This is a genomic window from Nostoc sp. FACHB-280 (genome assembly GCF_014697615.1).
GTDB lineage: Bacteria > Cyanobacteriota > Cyanobacteriia > Cyanobacteriales > Nostocaceae > Nostoc_B.
This window is the reverse complement of record NZ_JACJSD010000007.1, coordinates 1-23,992: the sequence shown is the minus strand read 5'-3', so window position 1 is coordinate 23,992 and position 23,992 is coordinate 1. Positions and strand designations below refer to the sequence as shown.

Genomic DNA, 23,992 nt, shown 5'->3' with positions numbered 1-23,992 from the left:
CATTGGGAGGCTAAAATTTTATGGTGGAAATGTGCTTTAATTTATGCCACAAAGAGATACTATTCACACTCTTGTTAAACAAGCTATCATCAAAGATGGTTGGACAATTACCAACGATCCATACATAATATCCTACGGTGAACGATTTTTATTTGTAGATTTAGCAGCAACAGAGTCTAGTGACTCTCATAAAATTTCATCACCATTTATTGGTGCTGAAAGGCAAAATCGCCAGATTGCGATAGAAATTAAGGAATTTAGAGGTAAGTCTGTAATTGCCGACTTAGAACAAGCAATAGGTCAATATACTCTGGCTCTCCTAGACTAGCTATAGCAAATTAATACTTAATATCAGGTTAAATCCTTACATAGTCTGGGATTCAGGAGTAATAAAGTAAATTTTTATTAAATCATTGTTTTTATATTAGCGAAACCTTGTTATATCAATCATTTGAGCCATTTTTTAGTGTTAATTTATCAACCCAAGTCTGGGAGAGCCTATACTCTTTATCAACTTTTACTCAATCAAGTTGATCCAGAAAGGGAAATATATCTTGCTATTACAGACATTATCTACGAAGAAATATTTAGTGAACCTATCGGTCAATTGGTTATTAGTGAATTACCTATGAAATTACTGGTTATAGATTCAAATAAAGTTGAGGTAAAACAATGGATACCACCACGCATTATGCAGGAATTATAAAACGAGTAATTCAGAAATATGCCCAATTTACTCCATCTCATGGGCAAATTCGGCTGGATACTGTTTTTGATGAACAGCAAAATCGGTATGCCTTAATGCAAGTAGGCTGGGAACGAGGCAGAAGAGTTAGAGGCAATATAATTTATGTAACTCTTCATGATCAAAAAGTTTGGGTAGAATACGACGGTATTGAAACTGGCATTATCACAGATTTAATCGCAGAAGGAATACCAGAAGAACACATAATTTTGGCTTTTCTACCCGAACGACAATTAGCCAAGAATATTTAAACCGATTTCTGCTTTACCGATTTTCCAAAAAATGGAGAATTGGTAAAGCCATTAAAGTAAGTATTTAGAATACAGAAGTCAGAAGTAATCACAGTTTGATATTTCATAGTTTTAGATTTTGAGAATCTCTGCCTAGCAAAACCTTGATTTATTAATCATTCTGGATTCTGACTCCTGAATTCTTAACAATTAACTAAATCCGCGAATAACGCAGACGTACTCTCAAAAGACGCAACCACCGCAGCCAAACTTGTGCAGGTTGCTCAAAGAAAGTGAAAATATCGCCAAAGCCCAGGTTAGTTTTATTATGATGCAGCCAGTGTCTTTCGGGAGTGGTGATGAATAGAAATTGGCACACAACATTGATAATCTTTGGAGTTTGCCAACCCAAAACACTAACATGTCTCCACCATACATGAAACTGACCTAATAGCAATCCTAAAATCACACCAATGGGAGAGAAAGACCAGAAAATAAATGCCATAATTATATAAGGCAAAGCTCCCAAAATTCCATCTAAAAGTACCTGAAGATTTGCAGTTAATATGGCATAGTGGCGAAAATCCTTCTTCCAAGAATGATGTGTTCTTAAGTGGAGGCTACCAAAAACATGCTCAGGTATGTGATACACGAATGTAGATAAAAAATCACCAAAAAATAATAACAGCCAAGCAACAACGATAGCCTCAAGCATTTGTACTCCTCACGTTCAATTAAACAAATCCACACAAAAAAATCCCAAAAAGACAGTTGATGCAGCGCCGCATCTTGTCAATTTTTCGGGTGACATTACCGTAATATTTAAAAGTTTTATTGATGTGCGATTGTCAGTTTAATCAATCACATTCATGACTCCTTTTTTCTTCTGTCAGAAAGAAATTAGTCAATACATCTAAAACTTGATAGATTTAGTGTATTTTAATATTGTTACCCCATAATCTTCTTATGAAGACAGACAGTATGAGCAAAGAACCAGTTAAAATTAGTACAAATTTAGGTTAAGAATTTCTGCACAGTTATTTAGCAGAGATTAACTACAAGTTATCTGGCATTGAGAGAAAATTTTACTAGTTGACTGAAGGATAAATCTATCTGCGGTTAATTATTTTTATCTATAACTCACTAAGTTAAGAAAGGCGATGAGATATATCAAAAATTGATGTGTCAAATATTACGTAAAAAATAAAACTATGGCAATCATACAACAACAGATTCCGATTATAGATATCAGTGCCTTAGTGACAGAAAGTAGCGATCGCCACCTGACAGCAGCAAAAATTGGTCAAGCCTGTCGGGAATATGGATTTTTCTATATTATTGGGCATGGTGTAGATACAGACTTGCAGCAGCGCCTAGAAGATTACAGCCGTGAGTTTTTTGCCCAAGATTTAGCAACCAAAATGCAAATCCCTATGGCTTTGGGTGGAAAAGCATGGCGGGGTTACTTTCCTGTGGGTGACGAACTCACATCAGGAAAGCCAGATTTAAAAGAAGGGATTTATTTTGGTGCGGAATTAACTCCATCACACCCGCAGGTAAAAGCTGGTACACCCATGCACGGTGCAAATTTGTTTCCGCCTAATCTGCCACTATTTCGTGAGACAGTACTAGAGTATATGTCTGTAATGACCAAGCTGGGACATATTTTAATGACAGGTATTGCCTTAAGCTTGGGGTTAGAAGCATCTTACTTTAGCGATCGCTACACCAGCGACCCCTTAATATTATTTCGCATCTTTAACTACCCCCCTGATCAGTTATCAAGCAACGACGAAATTCGCTGGGGAGTGGGTGAACATACAGATTACGGTGTATTAACTATTCTCAAACAAGATAATTTAGGTGGTTTGCAAATCAAATCAAAATCACGCTGGATTGATGCGCCACCTGTACCGAATTCCTTTGTGTGTAACATCGGCGATATGCTCGATCGCATGACAGGCGGATTATATAAATCTACACCCCATCGGGTACAAAATTTTAGTGGACGCGATCGTCTATCCTTTCCATTCTTCTTCGATCCCAACTTTGATGTAGAAGTCAAACCGATTGAATTAAATCACGTCGTCCAAGAAGATTCTCAAGAACGCTGGGATAAAGCCAGTGTGCATAACTTTCAGGGAACCTATGGTGATTACGTGCTGAGTAAAGTAGCCAAAGTTTTCCCAGAGTTACAGCGCACAGTTTTGTAAATCAAGGATTTGCACAAGAGTGTATGTATACAAAACCCTTACACCCCTACACCCTCAACAGATAACCTTTGTGCCTTGAAAGCGTTACCCTAGATGGTAAAGCTCAAATTTAGACTATGACACCTGACGAAATTGCGGTAACACTAACAGAATTTTTTGGTACAGAAAGTATCGCTGCGATCGCACCTGGATCTTGGCAAGTAGACTCACCTAGTTTTCGGCTGTTAGTGCTGCTGTCAGAAGACCAAACTTGGCTGCGAGTGCTATTGCCAATTGTACCGCTACAAGAAGCGGAAACCTTTTTAACCCAATTTTTAGAAGCCAACTTTGATGAAACTCAAGAAGCCCGTTATGCAGTTTATGACGGAGTAGTTTGGGGAGTCTATCACCATAATATGGGTACATTAGTGAGTGCGGATTTTGCCAATGCTATTTCTAGACTGCTTTCTCTACATAAAGCTGGTTTAAATGATGTCTTCAATCGATTTATTGAAAACCGCCTCCGCAAAATTATTCAAGCCGCAAAACAGCAAGGACAATCTCTACAAGCCACAATGCAAAACTTAGACAGATTTTATGCAGAAGGCTTAATGGGTGAAATTAACCAATCTGCTAACGATAGAGAACAAGTATTAGCAACTTGGCAATATCAACTAGAACGCCTGTGGAATGAAATATAGCAAAGTGCTGAGTGCTGAGTGCTGAGAAAAAATACGAATCCCTAGTCTCTAGCCCCTAGTCCCTACTCCCTACTCCCTTTTTTATTCATGGATATTATCGCAATTCTCAAAGAAGATTATCAAAGATTTCCTGAAAATCAAACATATTCAATTTACGCAGAAGATGTTTATTTTCAAGATGCTGTTTTCAAATTTCGAGGACTTAAACTTTATCAGTGGATGATTAAATTTATCCAAACTTTCTTTTTAAATCTCAAAATGGATTTACATAGTATTCAACGTTTAGAAGACACAATCAAAACTGAATGGACACTGAGTTGGAATAGTCCCTTACCTTGGAAACCCCGCATTTCTATCACTGGCTGGAGTGAATTAAAACTCAACTCTGATGATTTGATTATTTCTCACATTGATTATTGGAATTGTTCACAGCTAGATGTAATTAAACAGCATTTTTTTTCACAAGCTTAGGTTCGTTACGAAGAAAGAAAACCCAGTAACAATAATTTCGGTAATTGCTTGGTTTTCTTAATTACATCTATTGATTGATGAGAGCGATCACTTTGAATGATGACAAGTTTATTCTAATGTGTAACTTGATATAGCAATCCTAAATCATTTGTGAAATTCTCTTTCTTTTCCTTCTTTGTGTCCTTTGCGTCCTACCCTGCGGGAAGCCGCTTGCGCGTCTATGCGGTTCGTTAAAAAGAATACTTTTTCACAAATCAGATATGATTGCTATAGTTAAGTACCATTCAGTTTCTAGTCAGCACTTTTAAGCACTCATTTCTAACATCCGTTGCATAGGACGCAGCGCCGCTAGTCGAATTTCTTCCGATATGGTAATTTCAGGAGCGCGGTTTTTCATCGCTAAATATAGTTTTTCTAATGTATTGAGTCGCATAAATGGACACTCATTACAGTTACAATTATTTGTGGGTGGTGCAGGAATAAAATGCTTATCTGGGGCAAATTTTTGCATTTGGTGAATAATTCCTGGTTCTGTCGCCACAATAAATTCTTTGGCAGGGCTGGTCTGACAATATTTGAGTAAAGCTGCCGTCGAACCAATATAATTAGCGTGGCGCAAAACGCTGGTTTCACATTCTGGGTGCGCGATCGCCTCCGCTTGGGGATGTGCTATTTTTAACTGGACGATTTTCTTTTCGGAAAAGGTTTCATGGACAACACAGCTACCTTGCCACAATACCAAATCTCTGCCAGTTTGTTCCATAACATAGCGCCCTAAATTCCGGTCTGGGGCAAAAATAATTGGCTGATCTTTGGGTATCTGCTGCACAATTTTGACAGCATTAGAACTAGTGCAGATAATATCGCTCATTGCCTTAATGTCAGCAGAGCAGTTGATATACGAAACCACCAAATGATCAGGATAGGCTGCTTTAAACGCCGCAAATTCCTGTGGTGGACAACTATCTGCTAAAGAACAACCAGCCGTTAAATCAGGTAACAGTACTAACTTATCAGGATTGAGAATTTTGGCTGTTTCTGCCATAAAGTGTACCCCAGCAAAGACAATTACATCTGCATTTGTCTGGGCTGCGGCTTTCGCCAGTTGTAACGAATCACCAATAAAATCTGCAATATCTTGAATATCTGGTTCTTGATAGTAATGCGCCAAGATTACCGCATTGAGTTCTTTTTTCAAATCCTCAATAGCAGCAAATAAATCTCGTGGTAGCTCACCTGATTGGGTTTGGTTTTTTGGTGCAAATGCAGTTGTAAACACAGTTAGGGGTTGCTTATGGTTGCAAGTATTTTATCCAGTGGATTCAATTATAGTAGTTTTTACCAAAAATAACAGGCAAGAAAATTAAAGACTTTTTGAATTATTACGTAAGTATATGAGAGCGTATGGTAATCTAGACTAATTTTGGCAATCCTCTGGGCAATCAGGGCGTAGGCAGTGGGGAATCCTGATTTTTCCGCAACCACGATGAGTTCTATGTGCGAAAAGTGATGAAAGGTTGAAGGGTGAGGTTAAGCAGGCGATCGCAGCAGTATTTTATACAAAAATCTTATGACTCAACTTTAAGGAATGAAAACTCGACCAACTCCCAGATAGTTTTCTAGATCAAATACAATCTCAATCAAGCGAGTTGCACATTTTTGCCGATAGTTACTTTCATCAAGTCTATCCGGGTTTCCGATTGTCAAAATTGGTAGGGAAGTTGGTTGATTTTCCTCACGTATTGTCTGTTCTAGAGAATCATCACCCTTCATATTTCGATTCGCTGTAATCAAAATCATCTGGTTGGTTTGAGCAAATTGCCAAACAACTCGGTCGCTACTATTCATCGGTAAACCAACTTCCTGAAATGTGCAGAAGCGGATAGGTAACAAATCCAGCCATCCTTCCGCAGAGAGTGTTCCCCAGAATAAAACAGCATCGCCCGTCAAGTTGTAGTCAATCAGAAAGTTCATGACTGCGCTTCAATGCGAGCTTTCCAGGCTTGTAGTTTTGCACGTAGGGCTTCTTGATCTGATTTAGGAGGCATTGCAGAGATTTTTGCAAAGTGTTCTCGATTTCGCTCTTCCCAATATTGCCGAATTTCCACTGCTGTTTGCAGACATTCCTGGTATTCTGCCTCAACTTCTGTCTGATGAGTTTCAATGTATGCTAACGCTGAATTAATCTGCTCATCATTGAGACCAAGCTTCTCACGAATCAGTTTTGGTGGATACTGAGCTTTTAGATAATCCATCACGTCGTAAAGTGTAATGCGTGTACCTGCGATCGTCAATCCACGCTCTGTGCGAATGATTTTTGGTTCTTGCTTGGATGCTGCTACCATAAAGATTTCTCATCAGAAGCTAATTTCATCATATCGCCAATGTAACTTTCCAGCAGACACAGGCGATCGCTATTGGGTTTTGATTGAGATTTGGAAGTTTGAGGGGTGCGATCGCTTCACTTCACTTGTGATGCTATAAATAGTCAATTGGTTAATGATACATCTCTGCCGATGGGTAGTGAATCTCTATGGAACAGGATTGAGTATGGTATCATCACAGGTTGGTAACCATCTTGAACCACCAAATCCACCGCTAACAGCACTTCTGGTAAATTCGGAGACACTCTGATTAGTCACTTTAACAGTCAAATTGAGAATTCCCCCAGATTTGATTCTACCTCTAGGGACATCAGCCCATTGCCCAGTGACAGTGTTTCCTTTTTTGACTCCCTTGAATACGTTTGTCCAGGTTTTTCCATTATCACTGCTCATACCAACCCACCAAACGTCATTGCCAATTTGCCTAACATAGTAGGTACCCCCATCATTTGCCCTCCAAATTCCATTGAGGTCTCTAGGTGCAACACATAGTGCAAGAGTTCTATTTGGCATCGCACAAATCATTGAAGTTGAGGCAAAAAGAGAAAGAGAAATATATTTGCCTGTTTTCAAAAGATTGCACTTCATACAGTGAAGTATCGATTTAACTATATCTACATCAAGACTTTACACCATAGTTATGAAATGAATCAATCTGAAGTTTGCGTTTGGTTAATTAGCCTAGAACTTTAGTTATAGGCGAAATATTTTTGCAGCATAAAAATTTTGACTTTGTATCTACAACGGAACTCCGCGTTGAGGAGAGGTTGATCGCACTTATCTTAAAACATTCTAGCGATCGCTCCCGGAACTGGCACAAGTTGAGTCAAGATATACTTTACCCTAATCAAGACTTAAGTATATACCTACACGGCTGCTGCTTATGTCATCTTCTCCAGAGCGTCCGTTAAAAATTCACATCACCCTACCATCATCCCATCCGCAATTATTAGAGGGATTGGATTTGTGGCTGCGCTTAGGTTTGATATCTGATGCCCAAGTTAGGCAATTGTGTAAAGAATACCTCAGTTGTACGGTGGTGCTACAGCCGCAAGTCGAACCGGAAGCAGTGGTAGCGGGTGCAACTCTCAAACAGCCAGCCAAGCCATTAATTGCTTATTCGCCAGCACCGCCAAAACAACCTTCTCAACCCAACTTTGTCACGAGGATGTTGCAATCTTTGGGGGAAGAACTGAGTGTACGCTGGCTACTATTTTTAGGTGTATTTTTAGTAGTGCTGTCCTCTGGGGTATTGGCTGCAAGTCAATGGGAAAGATTTCCCGCATCTGGACAGTATGGGGTGTTATTTGCTTATACTTTAACTTTTTGGGGTTTCAGCTTTTGGACTGGGAGACAAGCAAACCTGAGATTAACTACTCAGACGCTATTAATTGTCACGTTATTTTTAGTGCCTGTGAATTTTTGGGCAATGGACAGTTTTGGATTATGGCACAATCCGCTTAACTGGTTGACAGTTGCGATCGCTGCTCCTACCCTGACTTATATTACAGTTTTACTATGCCGTAATCGTACAGTTTTTCCCAACTCCCCCACGAGAAAGTTACCACTAATTAATATCCTGGCGCTGAGTTATTTACATTGGGGTTGGAAAATCGCAGTCTTTCCTTTAATTGCTGTGTATGCAGCGATGATAGGCACAACGCTACTAACTATCTATGACATTCGTCGTCAGCGACGTAATACCAATGAAAACCAACTCAATTTATTTGCCACCGTCATTGTTTACTCGTTAATTGTACTGTTGTCACGGGCAACTTTTGTTGCTGGTGTAAATGTCACCCAACTAGGGTTAGCCATTGGGATTTGTGGTTGGTTGATTACTTGGTTAGTACAGCAGGGAAGGGTGCAGGGGTACAAGGGTATAGGGGTGCAAGGGGGACAAGGTGGACAAGGTGGACAAGGTGGACAAGGTAGCTATCTTTCTCCCTTGTCTACCCCCTCTCCCTTGTCACCCCCCTCACCCCCCTCTCCCTCATTCCCTTGGGAAATCTTAGGTAGCCTTTTACTCTTCCTCGGTTGGGCTGTGGCGGTAGCAGATTATCCGGGACAAGCTTTGGCGGTGAGTGGTTTGGCTTTGTGGTATGTGAGTCAGCGTTTGCAGAGATATAGCCTCAAGCTTGATTTAGCGGTGCTGTTTTTGGTTGGCTTACAGTCGATTTGGCAGGGTTGGCGAGTTGTACCGCAGGGAACGCGACAATCGATAATTGCCACTGTGGCAAATCTCACCCAGGCACAAAATGAACCTTGGGCGTTGCTGAGTGTGGCATTATTTCCTTATTTAATATTTATGGTATGGTTTTGCGATCGCCTGCGTCATACCGAGAAACGAGATTTGGCAGATTTTGGTGAAGCGATAGCCGTAATGTTTGGCAGTTTTTTAACTGTCTTGTCCACAATTAATCCTACCTTGCGATCGCTTAATTTGGTTTTTTCTACCATTACTTTGGTTGTTGTTACTAAACGCCGTTCGCCATCTTCCACGCCGTTAATTTACCTGACTCACTTCATCGGCTTACTGGCACTTTTCTCAGTCATAGACTGGTTTTTCCCCAATCTCCCCCATTATCTCTGGGCAACGGTGATCTCAGTTGTGATGGTAGCAGAATGGGGATTTAGTCTTGGCAATGGTAGCTGGCAAAGTAGTGCATGGTATTTCGGGTTAGTATTATCCATTGTCAGTTTTAGTTTATTTTTTGATGCCACTGTTAACAAACAATATTGGGGCGTGATTTGGTTAATTACACCCTTATGTTTGACTTTTTTAGCGAGTCGTACCACAGGCAAACCCCGCACCATCAGGGCTTTTTTGAGTAGTTTGGCTGTGTTTGCAGTGCAGTTTTTAACTATTCTTGTACCAGAAACTAGATTTATGAGTTTGGCGGTGGGTACGGGTGTAATGTATCTCAATACCCGCTATTTACGAAATGAAGGATCTGCCGCTTTTACCATTGGTTTAGGACTGAGTTTTGTAGCGGCGTTGCTGTGGGAAGGAATACCAGGATTACCCCGCCTAGCTATTGCAGGTTGGTTAGTTGTAGGTGCGATCGCCACTTTTAGTTTATGGTTAATGCGGAAATTATTACAACAACGCAACCATGAATTAGCAGATATATATGCAGATGCTAGTGATAAATGGGCGATCGCTTTATGTTGTACTGTACTCTCAACCCTGACAATCCACTCATACTTAGTTTATGATGCCGTCGTCATTCCCGGAGTTTGGTATTTAGTTGCCAGTGCCATTACTTTACTCGCCATTGTTTACCGTAGCTGGCGTGAACCCACAGATTGGGCATTTTACGGTATTGGTTGGTGTGTAGAATTATTCATCGCCGAAGTGTTGAGCTTTGGGGAACGTTCTACAATCAGAATTGCGATCGCTAATATTGCTTTAGGTTTATTCACCCAACTTTTAGGCGAATGGTGGAAAAGACGATATCATCCCGCCGTACTTCCCAGCAGTTTACATATTCTGCCCTTAGTTTATGGTGCATTGAGTGTTGTTCTGCGGTTAAACGTTTTTACTGAGTGGACTGGTTTATCTAGTTTGGGTGTAGCGTTAATCATCATCGGTATCGGTAGACGACAACCAAACTTTAAACCGCTACTGTACTGCGGCATTATTGGCGTATCAATTTCATTTTATGAACTATTGTTTTATCAAATGTCCCAAGCTAAAGGCGGTGCATTGGGTGATGGCTTAATTGCTATGTCCACTTTAGGGACAAGCATCATGCTAGTTTACAACCGATTAGCACCGTGGTTGAGCCGATATTTACGCCTCAGTTTGCTAGAAATCAAAGGTATTGCTCATCTGCACTGGGCTTGGAGTAGTGTATTATTAACCCTGGCCATTGCCTTGCCAATTCAAGCTAACCGCCTTGTTGGGTTGGGTACAGGGGGATTATTAATTATGTATGCCATCTTTCAAGGAAGAGGGACTAGTAATACACCAAGGGTTTTTGGCAGAATCACCACAGAAGAAATGTGGGTGTATCTTGGCTTATTAGAAGTATTGGGAATGCGGGTTTATTGGCGAGAAACCGCCGTCGGACAGTGGTTAGCCGGGCCGTTAGTACCTTGGAATGGTGCGATCGCTTGTGTGATAGCCTACTTCTTATACAGCTTACCCTGGGAAAATTGGGGTTGGTCAAAAAGACCTTGGCAACTCGCCGCCTACATTTTGCCATTAATGATTTTGTGGGAAACCAAACTGCAAATTTACCCCATTACTCTTGTCATCGCGGCTGGATTTTACATCATCTTAGCCAAGGTGAGTGAAAATATCCGCCTCACATATATTAGTATCGCCTTAATTGATTGGGCAGCCTGGAAATGGTTATCCCAATTAAATATTACTGACCCCTTGTGGTATTTTACCGCCACTGGACTTTCACTGTTATACATTGCCCAAGTTGATCCACAGCTAAAACAGCCAGAATCAAAATCATCGCGGCACATTGTCAGGCTGGTAGGTATCAGTTTAATTTGTGGATGGGCTGTGGTATTTCATCAAGATACAGTCATCATTCCCGGAATTTTCAGCCTCATCGCTATTTTTGCCGGATTAACTTTGCGTATTCGGGCTTTTTTATATGTTGGTACAGGTACTTTCTTAGTTACTGGTATTTACCAATTAGTAATCTTCAGCTTACGTTACCCATTTTTAAAATGGATTATTGGTTTGTTAGTTGGCATCTTACTAATTTATATCGCCGCTAACTTTGAAACTCACCGCACCCAACTTAATAGCCTACTTCGCAACCGCAGTCATGAATTGGATGAATGGGAGTAGTTTTCCGCCATACACGATAATTTGCACCTGGCCGCGATTTTAATCTTCAGGTGCAATATTATGTGGGTATTTCTAGGGTTCTCCAAAATTTGCGATCGCACTACATCCAAATCTTGCTCATTTAATATAATCCCTTCACCCACTGCCATTCTTGTGTTAATCCCTCCCGCAGCGAAACTTGTGGCTGATACCCCAAAATTTTCTGCGCTTGGGATATATCCGCAGCCGTGTGTCGTGCATCTCCCATTGCTTTTTCAATGTAGTTTTTCTTAATTGGTTGACCAACAATTTCTGCCATTGTGTCTAACACTTCAGTTAACACAACTCGGCTACCACCGCCAATGTTAAAAATTTTACCCACAGCTTCTGCTGCACTCGCCGCCGCCAAATTTGCCGCGACAACATCACTCACAAATGTAAAATCCCGTGTTTGCTGTCCATCCCCATAAATCGGAATAGCTTCATCCTGTAAAATAGCCTTGAAAAACTTATGAAATGCCATATCTGGGCGTTGTCTCGGCCCATAAACTGTAAAATAGCGCAATGCCACAATCGGCACATTAAAGTTCTTCTGATAAAGCCCACACAACCTTTCGGCGGCTAACTTGGTAATGCCATAAGGTGAAACTGGATGAGGACAAATACTTTCGTGGGTGGGTAAAGTTTCCGCATCACCGTAGACACTAGATGTAGAAGCAAATACTAATCTTTTCAGATGTTTTGCATCTTTAGCTGCTTCTAATAAAACTTGTGTAGAATTGATATTCCGTTCAGTGTAAGCACGGAAACCATCACCCCAACTCGCCCTAACTCCAGCTTGAGCTGCTTGATGATAAATAATTTCTACATCTTGGAGTAAATTTTGCCAATCTAAAAACTGAATATTTCCTTCAATTAATTTAAAGTTAGACCAGCAGTTTAAAAGAGCAATGTTCTTACGTTTTAATATTGGATCGTAGTAATCATTAAATTCATCAATCCCAATTACTTCTGCTCCTTGTTGTAGCAGTACCTCTGCAATATGAGAACCAATAAAACCTGCTGCCCCCGTCACAATAATTTTAGCCATGTTCTCTCTTGACCCGTTTTTTGATATTTCCCTGATCGCAATATTCACAGGTTAATACTTATCTTGTATAAACGTCATCATTTAGCAGTAATGTTTAAATTAATCATCTAAACATCGCAGAATTACTTACGTATACTTATTGAGATTTTCTGATAAAAATTTAATTTTCAACCTAGGAGCTAGTACCGCTACGCGGAAGTTAAAAGTCAATATACAAGGTTGGGGACTTGCATCAGTACCTAAATTAGTGAAAAATTGATCCGCGAGTATTTCTAGTACAGCATGGCGGTAATCTGGCCGCCACTGTCAATGGTACAAGAGTTAAAAATTGACTTTTGACTCCCTAGTACAAGTCGGCGAAAATAAAGCACCCATTATAAATTGCTGCAAAGCTCACTATAAGGGTTTCTTCATTTCATACTTTAGACTTCATACTTCAGCCTTTTTGTACTAGACTTTTCTCGTGTCACAAGGCACGCAAGAGGAAATCCGTGAAAGTTTTAGTTGTAGGTAACGGCGGGCGTGAACACGCTCTAGCATGGAAATTATTGCAATCCCCGCAAGTTGAGCAAGTCGTTTGTGTGCCAGGGAATGGCGGTACAGCTAATCTGGCAGGTTGTCAGAATTTACCCTTGGCTGTGGATGATTTTGCGGGAATCAGCCAATATGCCCTAGCAAATCATATCTCTTTGGTAGTCGTCGGGCCAGAAGTTCCACTGGCGAAGGGAATTACAGACTACCTGCAAGCTCAGGGACTCATGGTATTTGGCCCTGTTAGAGCGGGGGCGCAAATTGAAGCCAGTAAAGCTTGGGCAAAAGCACTAATGCAAGAAGCTGGGATTCCTACAGCTAAGGCTGCGGTATTTACGGAAGCGGCAGCAGCTAAATCTTATGTGAAAGCTCAAGGTGCGCCGATAGTGGTGAAAGCTGATGGCTTGGCGGCAGGGAAAGGCGTAATAGTTGCTACAACGATAGAACAAGCTGAGAGTGCCATTGATGCGATTTTTCAAGGGCAGTTTGGCAGTGCTGGTGAGTTTGTTGTGATTGAAGAGTGTTTATTTGGGCAAGAAGTATCAGTGTTAGCTTTGACCGATGGGTTAACAATTCGCCCCCTACTGCCAGCACAAGACCATAAGCGAGTCGGTGAAGGTGATACAGGTGAAAATACTGGCGGGATGGGTGCATACTGCCCAGCGCCCATTGCCACACCAGAATTAATGGCTAGGGTGCAAACAGATGTGTTAGAAAAAGCGATCGCCACTCTCCGCAGCAAAGGCATAGACTACAGGGGTGTACTTTACGCCGGGTTAATGATTACCCCCGAAGGCGACTTTAAGGTGTTGGAATTTAACTGTCGCTTTGGTGATCCCGAAACTCAGGTAATTTTGCCATTGTTAGCCACACCCTTATTAGATTTAATTCTGGCTTGTGTCGAACAGCGTTTAGGCGAAGTCCCCATTACTTGGCACAGTGGCGCAGCAGCGACCGTTGTGGCGGCTTCTGGCGGTTATCCAGGGGATTATCAAAAAGGCAAAGTCATTACAGGCATTGACGCAGCCGAAACAGCCACAGTCACTGTATTTCATGCCGGGACAAAATTGAACGACCAGCAGCAAGTAGTAACTGATGGCGGAAGAGTATTAAATGTGACAGGCACAGGGGAAAACTTTCAACAAGCGATCGCCCAAGCCTACACAGGGCTGAAATCTATCCAGTTTGAAGGAATATATTATAGGAGAGACATTGGTTATAGAGTGTTGAGTAATGAGTGCTGAGTAAAAAACTTTTCCCCTAGCCTCTAGCCCCTAAACTCTAGCCTCTAACCCCTACCCCATTGGGCAAATTAACTGTTAATTTTTTAGTTGTTGGGGTTTATTACAAAAACTACTAACAACTTGATTGAAAATGTTAGCTCTGTTAAAAACAATCCGAGAAGCGATCGCCAATTGGTGGTCAGATTTCACCCTCCAAACTAAGCTGTTAGCTGTTGCCACTTTGGTGGTTTCTTTGGTGATGAGTGGTCTGACCTTTTGGGCTGTAAACACAATTCAGCAAGATGCGCGTTTGAATGACACCCGATTCGGCCGCGACTTGGGACTGCTGCTTGCTGCTAACGTTACTCCCCTCATTGCAGAAAATAATCTCACTGAGATTGCCCAATTTTCCCAAAGATTCTACAGCAGTACTTCCAGTGTGAGGTATATGCTTTACGCTGACGAAGGCGGCAAAATCTTTTTCGGGATTCCCTTTTGGGAACCCGAAGTGGAAAACTCTTTATTGACAATTGAGCGGCGGATACAATTACCAGAAGATTACCCTGGTAATGACGATAAGCCAATGGTGCGGCAACATAACACCCCCGATGGCATTGTCACTGATGTATTTGTCCCCCTTATTGTTGATAAAAAATACTTGGGTGTCTTGGCGATTGGGATTAACCCCAACCAAACAGCCGTAATTTCTACTAATTTCACCCGTGATGTTACCATCGCCGTATTTATCACAATTTGGGTAATGGTGATTTTGGCAGGGGTAATTAATGCTTTAACCATCACCAAGCCGATTAAAGAACTGCTAGTCGGGGTCAAACAAATCGCCACCGGGAATTTTAAGCAGCGCATCGATTTACCTCTAGGCGGCGAACTTGGAGAGTTAATTCTCAGTTTTAATGATATGGCAGAGCGTCTAGAACGCTATGAAGAACAAAATATTGAAGAATTAACCGCCGAAAAAGCCAAACTCGAAACTTTGGTTTCCACCATTGCCGATGGTGCTGTGTTGATTGACAACAACATGCAGGTGATTTTAGTCAACCCCACAGCCAGAAGGATTTTTGCCTGGGAAGGTAATGATGTCGTCGGTAGTAATGTCTTGCATCAATTACCCTCCGCCATTCAGATGGAAATCACCCGTCCCTTGTACGAAATGGCTGCGGGTGAATGCGATAGTGCTGAGTTTCGCATTCATCTGAATCAACCAACTAAGCGCACCATTCGGATTTTATTAACCACGGTGCTGAATTTACAACGAGAAAGTATTAAAGGAATTGCGATTACTGTACAAGATATTACACGGGAAGTAGAACTCAACGAAGCCAAAAGCCAATTTATCAGCAACGTGTCTCATGAACTGCGGACACCGTTATTCAATATCAAATCTTTTATTGAAACTCTGCACGACTACGGCGAAGACTTGAGTATAGAACAGCGTCAAGATTTTCTCAAAACCGTTAACCATGAAACCGATCGCCTGACTCGTTTAGTTAACGATGTTTTAGACTTATCTAAGTTAGAATCTGGTCGTAGTTATAACTTTGATGGTGTAGACCTCGCTCAAGCCATTGAACAAACTTTGCGAACTTATCAACTCAACGCCAAAGATAAAGGGATTGAACTCATTCAAGAAGTTGCCCCTAGTTTACCGCTAGTCATGGGTAACTATGATTTATTACTCCAAGTCTTAGCCAATTTAGTCGGCAATGCTCTGAAATTTACCAAAGCCGGCGGTCAAGTCGCTCTCCGCGCCTACCAATTAGATCCCAAACCCCAGTCCCAAAATCAATCTCCCCGTGTGCGCGTGGAAGTGTCTGATACTGGAATTGGGATCGCACCGGAAGACCAACAAGCCATTTTTGACCGCTTCTTCCGCGTCGAAAACCGAGTCCACACCTTAGAAGGTACTGGTTTGGGTTTATCCATTGTCAGAAATATTGTAGAAAGACATGGTAGTAAAGTTAACTTGGTTAGCGAAATTGGTGTAGGGACAACTTTCTGGTTTGATTTAACTTTATGTGACTAGACGTTGATAACAACATTTAGAAATGATTTCTAAATGTTGTTTCGCAGTTTATCAAAATAGAATTCAAGATTCATATCGTGTCCGGCAAAAGACTTAATCATTAACATCAAGTTCGGGTAATCAGTTATGATTCAGTCAATCTGTGCAGACAACAAAACCCTCTCCCCTGCTTCCTCTGCTCCCTGTCGCCGAGCGAAGTCGAGGTGCTGCTGCCCCTGCGGTCTTAATCATAAGTCTTTTCCCAGACACAATACTACTCTGCACCTCCGCGTCTCTGCGTGAGAATATAAGTAAGTTTACTCAATATTTGATTCTTAATATTTGTAATAGCATTCACTCACTAATTATCGATTCATTTATTTAGTGACTCATTCTCAATAAAAACAAATTTATTTCTCTGATAATCATCACCAATTAATTAATTATACTTAGCGTGTGATTTTAGATAATGCCGACAAAATCAGGCAGTTAAAGATGATTAATTCAAACTTGAGCATCTTAATTATGATGATTCGTAACTTTAGTCAATTCAATTATTTTTCTAACTGTTCAACATAAACTGTCATAAATCTCAGGAATTTGTTACACATTAGTTAAGAATGATTACAAAGCTCTTAACCCAAGGGAATATTAATTATGCAAGCTTCACTTGAGAATCATCAACCACATCAGGTTGTCATAGTTGGTGGTGGCTTTGGTGGACTATATGCAGCAAAGGCACTTGCCAAAGCTAATGTAAATGTTACTCTGATCGATAAACGAAATTTCCATTTATTTCAGCCACTTTTATATCAAGTTGCGACAGGTGCGCTGTCACCTGCTGACATTTCTGCACCATTACGTTCCATCCTCAGCAAAAGTAAAAATACGAAAGTGGTGATGGGAGAGGTAAATGATATTAATCCCGCAACCCAAGAAGTGATTCTCAGTGAAAGAACAATTAAATATGACACATTAATTGTTGCTACTGGTGCAAAGCATTCTTACTTTGGTAAAGATGACTGGAGAGAAGTTGCACCTAGTTTGAAAACCGTGGAAGATGCGATAGAAATGCGTCGCCGGATATTTAAAGCCTTTGAAGCCGCAGAACATGAAACTGATCCTGAAAAACGTCGTGCTTTATTGACTTTCGTGATTGTGGGTGCAGGCCCTACCGGGGTAGAATTAGCAGGTGCGATCGCAGAATTAGCATATAAAACCCTACAAGAAGACTTCCGCAACATTAACACCTCAGAGACTAGAATTTTACTACTACAAGGTGGCGATCGCATCCTTCCCGCCCTTGCACCAGAGTTATCCCAAGAAGCGGAAGCATCGTTAACAAGACTGGGTGTAGTTGTTCAGAAAAAAACCAGAGTCACAAACATTGAAAACGATATCATTACCCTGAAGCAAGGTGATGAATTCAAAGAAATTGCCGCTAAAACTGTATTATGGGCAGCAGGCGTGCAAGGTTCACCAATGGGTAAAGTATTAGCCGAAAAAACTGGTGTAGAATGCGATCGCAGTGGACGAGTGATTGTTGAACCAGACTTAAGCATTAAAGGATACAAGAATATTTTCGTTGTTGGAGACTTAGCCAATTTCTCCCACCAAAATGGTCAACCCCTCCCTGGAGTCGCACCCGTCGCCAAACAAGAAGGCGAATATGTCGCCGCATTGATTCAAAAACGTCTGCGCGGCAAAACTCTGCAACAATTTAAATATACTGATTATGGCAACCTAGCCATGATTGGCAAAAATTCAGCCGTTGTAGACATAGGGTTGATTAAATTAAAAGGCTTCTCTGCATGGGTATTCTGGCTATTAATTCACATCTACTTCTTGATTGAGTTTGACAGTAAAGTCTTAGTCATGATTCAGTGGGGATGGAATTACCTCACTCGCAGACGTAGCGCCAGATTAATTACCGAAAAAGAAGCTTTAGCATTCGCTAAATTTGAAGATAGCAGTCACAGAAATCATTACAATCCAGCTAACAATAGACAGCCGCTAAATGCTTAATTCATTGATTAGGTAGTTTGTTTGATTGAATCTCTCTGTGTAAATCCTAAATTTATTGCGACATTATATATATTAGCAGTCTCTAAATTTATTCATCTGATTTATTTTGCATCAACCTTCAACATTCATTCGCCGTTTTTTCCAACTTGCATCTGTAAATGTGATTTCTAACTTAATGGTTCCCCTAGCTGGACTATTAGATGTCATGTTTTTAGGACATTTGACAGAAATTCGTCATTTAGCAGGTGTGGCATTAGCAACCATTTTGTTTAATTATATTTACTGGACATTTGGTTTTTTACGTATGGGGACAACTGGAATGGTTGCCCAGGCGATCGGACGTAAAGATAATCAAGCAGTGGTTTTGATTGGGTTACAGCATGGAATTTTAGCCTTACTATTAGGGATTACCATTATTATTTTGCAGCAACCTTTACAAATATTAGGTTTTGCAATTTTAAGTGCAGCGCCAGAAGTCAAAAAATCTGGTATGGAATTTTATAATGCTTTAGTTTGGGGTGCGCCAGCTACGCTGATTAACTTTGTTTTGATTGGTTGGTTTTTAGGACAAGCAAAGAGTAGCAAAGTTTTGTTACTTTCAGCTATCGGTAACTTTAGTAATGTATTACTTGATTATCTATTTATTGTGCAATATGGTTGGGAAAGTAGAGGCGCAGGTTTAGCCACAGCCATGAGTCAATATCTCATGTTTACAGTAGGTATTGGGCTATGTTATCAAGAACTTTCATGGCAAAATATACAAGCTTTCAAGAAAAAAATCTTTGACATATCTGCTATAAAAACAGCCTTAATGCTCAATGGAGAAATTATTATTCGGACTTTTGCCTTGATATCAACAATGGCAATGTTTACTAATTTAAGTTCAAGTTTAGGGACTGAAACTTTAGCAGCCAATACCGTACTTATGCAAATCGTTGGCTTGGCAGCATATTTCATTGATGGTTTGGCATTTGCTACTGAAAGTTTGGCAGGGATTTATCAAGGTAGCGGTAATACTAGTTATTTGAAACAACTGTTAAAGGTTTCTTTGATTAGTAGTTTAATTATAGGACTAACCTTCGCCACTATATTTATTTTGGCTCCCGAACAACTTTTAGGATTCCTGACAAATCATGTTGAAATTATTCATAAATTGCGGGTTTATGTTCCTTGGTTATTACCAGTTTTAGGATTTGGTTCAATTGCTTATGCACTAGACGGTTACTTTTTAGGATTAACTCAAGGTCATATTCTACGCCAAGCAATGCTAACAGCCACAGCAATTGGTTTTATCCCCTTAGCGATTACAGCTTGGTATTTTCGTAATAGTCATCTGCTATGGCTGTCTATGTCTTTATTTATGGCAGCAAGAACAATAACTTTAGCACGGCACTTACCAACAACATTCAGTCAATAGGATAAAATAATGCAGTGATTTTCTGACAATGATAATGTTGAGTTCGGCAGTTATGAAAAATTGAGTTGTCATTTGTTAGTATCAGTTAAAATCGCTACAATGGTATTAGTAATCATAGAAAAAATCTCAGTATCTTGCAAATGGCAAAACAAGAAGCTCCACTTGTTGGTGAAGCGTTAATAAAAGAAGTCTGTCGGCGAATTCGTGTAGCACGTAGCTATTGGGATGCTCATAACAATGCTGCTTGTCGAGGTGAACGTGAACGAGCATTAGCTCTTTACAACAAATTAACTAAGGAAGAAAAAGAGCAGGTTCCGCAAGTGTTACGTGTATGGTTACGTTATCGGAGTGAGAAATACTTTGGGGCGCATAGAACACCACCTAAATCGAGGCGCAAAGCAAAATATAGCAAGTCGGTTTGATTTTTTGAATGTACTTTTTATTTCAGAAATAAAATATTAGTTTTATATATGAATAGTTTAACAATCAAATCAGGGTTGCTCCTAGCTATTTTGACAACAAATTTAGGAATGAACGCGCCTGTAAAGGCTAATACTCATCAAACTATCAATCAACAATCATTAGAGCTAAAAAGAAAACAGGTAAAAAGACAGTCAGCTTCTCAAGAATTGTGGGAAAGATTTAGACAGCGACAAGATGAGTTTAGATTGCAACAACATCATCAAATCGAACAATTTCGCTTAGAAAATCAACTTAGACAACAAAAATTTGAGCAGTTAGACAGAGACAGACTCAGGCTACAACAAAGACAAGAAATAGATACACTCAGATTACAACAAAAGCTGAGAAATCCATATTGATATATGAGTAAAATAGACAAGGTAGATAAAGGAGACAAGGTAGACAAAGGAGAAACTTTTTTCATAGCTAAGTATGAAAGTGTAAATAGGATTTTTACTCAGCACTTTCAAGCTAGAGATTTGTTTATAACGTTTACTGATTAGCTTTGCAGCAATCCATCTAAATTCCAGGGCGGAGAATTTTCTCAGCGACTTGGGGAAACCAACGTTGAAGGAAAAACAACAGTTTGGTTTTACCGATTCGCATTTCATAGCGATCGCACCTAAAATTATGCCAGAATTCATCCGCCAATGCTTCCGGTGAAATTTTCCCTTTACCTCTACCTTGAGTCATTGGTGTATCAACTAAAGGGGCAATAATTTCAAATACTTTAATGGATGTGGTTTCCAGTTGCCAGCGCAGGGCTTTAGTGGCAATATGTAATCCGGCTTTACTACCGCAATAAACAGGCGCAGTTTGTTTCGGTACTAATCCCAAGCCAGAAGATACATTCACAATCGCAGCGTTTGGCTTAGTTAACAAATGCGGTAACATCAGTTTAATCAATTGCAATGGTGCAATTAAATTGGTGCGTAATTCTTCCTCAATTAAATCAGTTGAAATTTCTGGATTAGCAAATTCATAGTTGTATTGAATCCCGGCATTGTTAATCAATATATTTACATTGGGATAGCGATTAACAAGCTGTTGTAAAGCATTAAAATCTTGTAAATCAGCAACTTCAGTAATAATTTCCGGCAAGATTTTCTTGACTTCAGCGAGTTTTTTGGCATCACGTCCAGTAATAATCACTGTATTTTGGGCTTGAAGAAACTTTCTAGCCAATGCAAAGCCAATTCCTGATGAACCTCCAGTAATTAACACTGTATTGCCTTGAGTTGGCATAGAGGATTTCTGCACTGATGGCTTAACAGCAACCGCAAGAGCGATCGCAAATGTCGGCATAATGGGATTTATGACTCCAAAGCCCAAAAATGCCAGAAAGCCTGTGTAGAGGATAAAAGGATGTAGTTTTGTCTTCACCATTGCCTGTTTTGAGCGATCGCATTTCATAACATCTTGTTTAGATGTAATCTCAAATCATGGCGAAGTCATTAACCTATGTTAATTCGGCTGGAGAATTTTCCGAATCCGACTGAGGGAGACAGGCGAAATTCCCAGATAAGAGGCTATATGATATTGCTTAACTCTATGTTCTAAATTAGGATACTCTTGCAAAAACTTTTGATATCTTGTTGTGGCATCATCTATAAGTAATTCCGCCTCCCGCCTCTCTTTTTTAATAAATAACGCCTCAACTAACTTATGATTAACAGCTTCCCAACATGGATTTTCTGTACATAATTGTACGTATTGATTATAATCTACAACTAATAATAATGAATCTTCTAAAGCTTCAATAAAAAATTGAGCAGGTTGTTTTAAAATCAGCGCACTATAGGCAGTTACAAAATGATTTTCTGGACAAAATGACTTTGTGAATTCAGTCCCTGCTGCATTCACATAATAAAGACGAAATATCCCGGAAACCACAAATCCAATTTGCTGAGGAACTTCCCCCGCACGCATGAAAAACTCTCCTGTTTTGCAACTGAATGGTTGAAAGACTTGGGTTAATTTTGCAAGTTCATTCTCTGGAATCTCAACCAGGGTGCGTAAAACATAACTCAGTTGAAGATAAGCAGGTGGAAACATAACGAAAGGAAGAGGTGAGGTCATAACTCTACTATGCAACATCTCACTACTTCCTTCATACTCGTGGGGATTAGGGTATGAGGGTGTATGCAAAATCCCTATACCCCATCTTTACAGACAATTTTGGTGGCTGAAGTTAACCGTTAACAACTTCTCCACCATTTACATGAATGACTTGACCAGATATGTAAGAAGCGTCATCAGAAGCTAAAAATACATAACTAGGTGCGACTTCTTCTGGTTGTCCGGCTCTTTGCATAGGTACTTGTTTACCAAAAGTCTCAACCTTTTCTTCAGGAAAAGTTGAGGGAATTAATGGTGTCCAAATAGGGCCGGGTGCTACTGCATTAACCCGAATTCCCTTTTCTACCAAATTTTGGGATAACGAACGAGTAAAAGCGACGATCGCACCTTTGGTAGAAGAGTAATCTAATAGTTGGGGACTGCCTTTATAAGCAGTTACGGAGGTAGTATTGATAATAGCACTACCTTTTTTCAAATGTTTTAATGCTGCTTTGGTTAAATAAAACATCGAAAAAATATTAGTGCGAAAAGTCCGCTCTAGTTGTTCCTTGGTAATATCTTCAATGCTTTTTTGGGGGTGTTGTTCCGCCGCATTGTTTACTAGGATATCCAGTTTACCAAACTCCCCTAAAGTTTGTTGAATCGCGTTTTGGCAAACAGCTTCATCGGTAATATCACCCGCTATCGTTAGCGCCCGCCTTCCTTGTTCTTCTACCAAACTTTTGGTTTCTTTTGCATCCCCGTGTTCGCTGAGGTAAACAATCACTACATCTGCACCTTCTTTAGCAAATGCGATCGCTACAGCCCGACCAATACCACTATCTCCACCTGTAATCAATGCGACTTTATTTTTTAATTTACCACTACCGCGATACTGTTCATCATCAGCTTTAGGTCTCGGCTGCATCTCAGATTCTTTACCCGGTGCTTGTTGCTGCTGTGGTGGTTGTAATGTTTCTTTTTGTGTTGATACTGTCATCGCATTGTCCTTACAATTAATATTGTGCCAAAATTCGCCCATATAAAAGTCAGAACTAAAAGCCTTCTTAAAAATGAATAAATAAACCTTGGATCGAAAATTCAAGCCAAGGTTTATTGATAGATTTTGCTTTCACTTACATCTAGTAAATGGCTGCATTTTTACCCCGGATATTAGCCAAATTTCATCTACTGACATTAATTCTCCCCACACCCTAAAAACGCTCTTATTCTGACCACGGAAAACAAAGTACACAACTCTACTTATTGATAAAGCATTAAAGTCTCTTTATCTGTTTTTAAGGTATCTATTAAGTTATGAGTATTAATCACTCTCTAGGTGGAAAGCGATTATCTGCTAACTCAATCTGAAGGGTGAAATGATAGCAGTTGTATTTGGGATAAGGGGGACAAGGGAGACAAGGGAGACAAGGGAGAGATGTTTGTAAATGATTTAGGATAGTTATATTCAGTTTCAACTGACAATCTTGGAGCTTATTCCTCAGTAATTTAAAATTGCTATAGCAATCCTAAATAATATATGAGAAAATACTGAGAGAGCAAAAAGTAAAATTTAAAACTCAAATATACTAGCAGTGATGTGGATGCAATTACTAGAAGATTTTATCAGAAACAGTAAAGAGCC

The 23,992-nt window shown here is 40.1% G+C and carries 22 protein-coding genes; 13 read left to right on the top strand and 9 right to left on the bottom strand.

Annotated elements, in window-relative coordinates:
- Positions 1–43 precede the first annotated feature (43 nt).
- The 3 genes from H6G75_RS07050 (at position 44) to H6G75_RS07040 (ending at position 996) form a co-directional block, all read left to right on the top strand.
- Positions 44–328, top strand: coding sequence for an element excision factor XisH family protein (locus H6G75_RS07050; RefSeq protein ID WP_190979236.1), 285 nt, complete (start codon positions 44–46; stop codon positions 326–328).
- 138 nt (positions 329–466) lie between these two features.
- Positions 467–706, top strand: coding sequence for an element excision factor XisH family protein (locus H6G75_RS07045; RefSeq protein WP_313934808.1), 240 nt, complete (start codon positions 467–469; stop codon positions 704–706).
- Entirely contained in the window at positions 673–996 is a 324-nt protein-coding gene (locus H6G75_RS07040; protein ID WP_190979235.1) for a XisI protein, read from the top strand. The genes H6G75_RS07045 and H6G75_RS07040 overlap by 34 nt, the downstream gene beginning before the upstream one ends.
- Before the next feature lie 193 nt (positions 997–1,189).
- Here the strand turns inward: H6G75_RS07040 and H6G75_RS07035 are convergent, their stop codons facing one another.
- Positions 1,190–1,690 (bottom strand): sterol desaturase family protein, encoded by a 501-nt coding sequence (locus tag H6G75_RS07035; protein ID WP_190979234.1) that lies wholly within the window; start codon positions 1,688–1,690, stop codon positions 1,190–1,192.
- A 496-nt stretch (positions 1,691–2,186) separates the two neighbouring features.
- Between H6G75_RS07035 and H6G75_RS07030 the strand changes: the two genes are divergently transcribed.
- The 3 genes from H6G75_RS07030 to H6G75_RS07020 all read left to right on the top strand — a co-directional run bounded on the left by H6G75_RS07030 (position 2,187) and on the right by H6G75_RS07020 (position 4,339).
- On the top strand, positions 2,187–3,188 hold the full coding sequence (locus H6G75_RS07030; RefSeq protein ID WP_190979233.1) for an isopenicillin N synthase family oxygenase: 1,002 nt from the start codon (positions 2,187–2,189) through the stop codon (positions 3,186–3,188).
- Positions 3,189–3,304: 116 nt separating this feature from the next.
- Positions 3,305–3,868, top strand: coding sequence for a leucine zipper domain-containing protein (locus H6G75_RS07025; protein WP_190979232.1), 564 nt, complete (start codon positions 3,305–3,307; stop codon positions 3,866–3,868).
- Between the two features lie 87 nt (positions 3,869–3,955).
- Positions 3,956–4,339 carry a DUF2358 domain-containing protein gene (locus H6G75_RS07020; protein ID WP_190979231.1) on the top strand — a complete coding sequence of 128 codons (384 nt, stop codon included), beginning with the start codon at positions 3,956–3,958 and terminating at the stop codon, positions 4,337–4,339.
- Between the two features lie 304 nt (positions 4,340–4,643).
- Here the strand turns inward: H6G75_RS07020 and nadA are convergent, their stop codons facing one another.
- The 4 genes from nadA to H6G75_RS07000 form a co-directional block, all read right to left on the bottom strand.
- Positions 4,644–5,618: a quinolinate synthase NadA gene (gene nadA / locus H6G75_RS07015; protein WP_190979230.1), complete on the bottom strand. Its 975-nt coding sequence runs from the start codon at positions 5,616–5,618 to the stop codon at positions 4,644–4,646.
- A gap of 302 nt (positions 5,619–5,920) precedes the next feature.
- Complete coding sequence (locus tag H6G75_RS07010) at positions 5,921–6,313, bottom strand: DUF5615 family PIN-like protein (RefSeq protein WP_190979229.1); 393 nt, start codon at positions 6,311–6,313, stop codon at positions 5,921–5,923.
- Complete coding sequence (locus tag H6G75_RS07005; protein ID WP_190979228.1) at positions 6,310–6,684, bottom strand: DUF433 domain-containing protein; 375 nt, start codon at positions 6,682–6,684, stop codon at positions 6,310–6,312. Before H6G75_RS07005 ends, H6G75_RS07010 begins: the two co-directional genes overlap by 4 nt.
- A 186-nt stretch (positions 6,685–6,870) precedes the next feature.
- Positions 6,871–7,236, bottom strand: a complete 366-nt coding sequence (locus H6G75_RS07000) for a hypothetical protein (protein WP_190979227.1) — start codon at positions 7,234–7,236, stop codon at positions 6,871–6,873.
- A gap of 370 nt (positions 7,237–7,606) precedes the next feature.
- Between H6G75_RS07000 and H6G75_RS06995 the strand changes: the two genes are divergently transcribed.
- Entirely contained in the window at positions 7,607–11,539 is a 3,933-nt protein-coding gene (locus H6G75_RS06995) for a DUF2157 domain-containing protein (protein WP_190979226.1), read from the top strand.
- Positions 11,540–11,660: 121 nt separating this feature from the next.
- Here the strand turns inward: H6G75_RS06995 and H6G75_RS06990 are convergent, their stop codons facing one another.
- Positions 11,661–12,608 carry an NAD-dependent epimerase/dehydratase family protein gene (locus tag H6G75_RS06990; protein ID WP_190979225.1) on the bottom strand — a complete coding sequence of 316 codons (948 nt, stop codon included), beginning with the start codon at positions 12,606–12,608 and terminating at the stop codon, positions 11,661–11,663.
- 491 nt (positions 12,609–13,099) lie between these two features.
- On the opposite strand from H6G75_RS06990, the gene purD reads away from it, so the two are divergent.
- The 6 genes from purD to H6G75_RS06960 all read left to right on the top strand — a co-directional run bounded on the left by purD (position 13,100) and on the right by H6G75_RS06960 (position 20,648).
- Entirely contained in the window at positions 13,100–14,383 is a 1,284-nt protein-coding gene (gene purD, locus H6G75_RS06985) for a phosphoribosylamine--glycine ligase (RefSeq protein ID WP_190979224.1), read from the top strand.
- Between the two features lie 130 nt (positions 14,384–14,513).
- A complete protein-coding gene (nblS, locus tag H6G75_RS06980) occupies positions 14,514–16,406 on the top strand; it encodes a two-component system sensor histidine kinase NblS (RefSeq protein WP_190979223.1) in 1,893 nt (630 codons plus the stop codon).
- A gap of 636 nt (positions 16,407–17,042) precedes the next feature.
- Positions 17,043–18,410, top strand: a complete 1,368-nt coding sequence (locus H6G75_RS06975) for an NAD(P)/FAD-dependent oxidoreductase (protein ID WP_190979222.1) — start codon at positions 17,043–17,045, stop codon at positions 18,408–18,410.
- A 106-nt stretch (positions 18,411–18,516) separates the two neighbouring features.
- Entirely contained in the window at positions 18,517–19,827 is a 1,311-nt protein-coding gene (gene gntT, locus H6G75_RS06970; protein ID WP_242051471.1) for a guanitoxin biosynthesis MATE family efflux transporter GntT, read from the top strand.
- 140 nt (positions 19,828–19,967) lie between these two features.
- Entirely contained in the window at positions 19,968–20,249 is a 282-nt protein-coding gene (locus H6G75_RS06965; RefSeq protein ID WP_190979221.1) for a Precorrin-3B methylase, read from the top strand.
- Positions 20,250–20,297: 48 nt separating this feature from the next.
- Positions 20,298–20,648, top strand: a complete 351-nt coding sequence (locus H6G75_RS06960; RefSeq protein ID WP_190979220.1) for a hypothetical protein — start codon at positions 20,298–20,300, stop codon at positions 20,646–20,648.
- 160 nt (positions 20,649–20,808) lie between these two features.
- Here the strand turns inward: H6G75_RS06960 and H6G75_RS06955 are convergent, their stop codons facing one another.
- The 3 genes from H6G75_RS06955 to H6G75_RS06945 form a co-directional block, all read right to left on the bottom strand.
- Complete coding sequence (locus tag H6G75_RS06955; RefSeq protein WP_242051470.1) at positions 20,809–21,702, bottom strand: SDR family oxidoreductase; 894 nt, start codon at positions 21,700–21,702, stop codon at positions 20,809–20,811.
- A 51-nt stretch (positions 21,703–21,753) separates the two neighbouring features.
- Positions 21,754–22,368, bottom strand: a complete 615-nt coding sequence (locus tag H6G75_RS06950; protein ID WP_242051469.1) for a Crp/Fnr family transcriptional regulator — start codon at positions 22,366–22,368, stop codon at positions 21,754–21,756.
- A gap of 112 nt (positions 22,369–22,480) precedes the next feature.
- The gene (locus H6G75_RS06945) at positions 22,481–23,347 is read right to left on the bottom strand and encodes an SDR family oxidoreductase (RefSeq protein WP_190979219.1); all 867 of its coding nucleotides are present in this window, start codon (positions 23,345–23,347) and stop codon (positions 22,481–22,483) included.
- Positions 23,348–23,992: the final 645 nt, after the last annotated feature.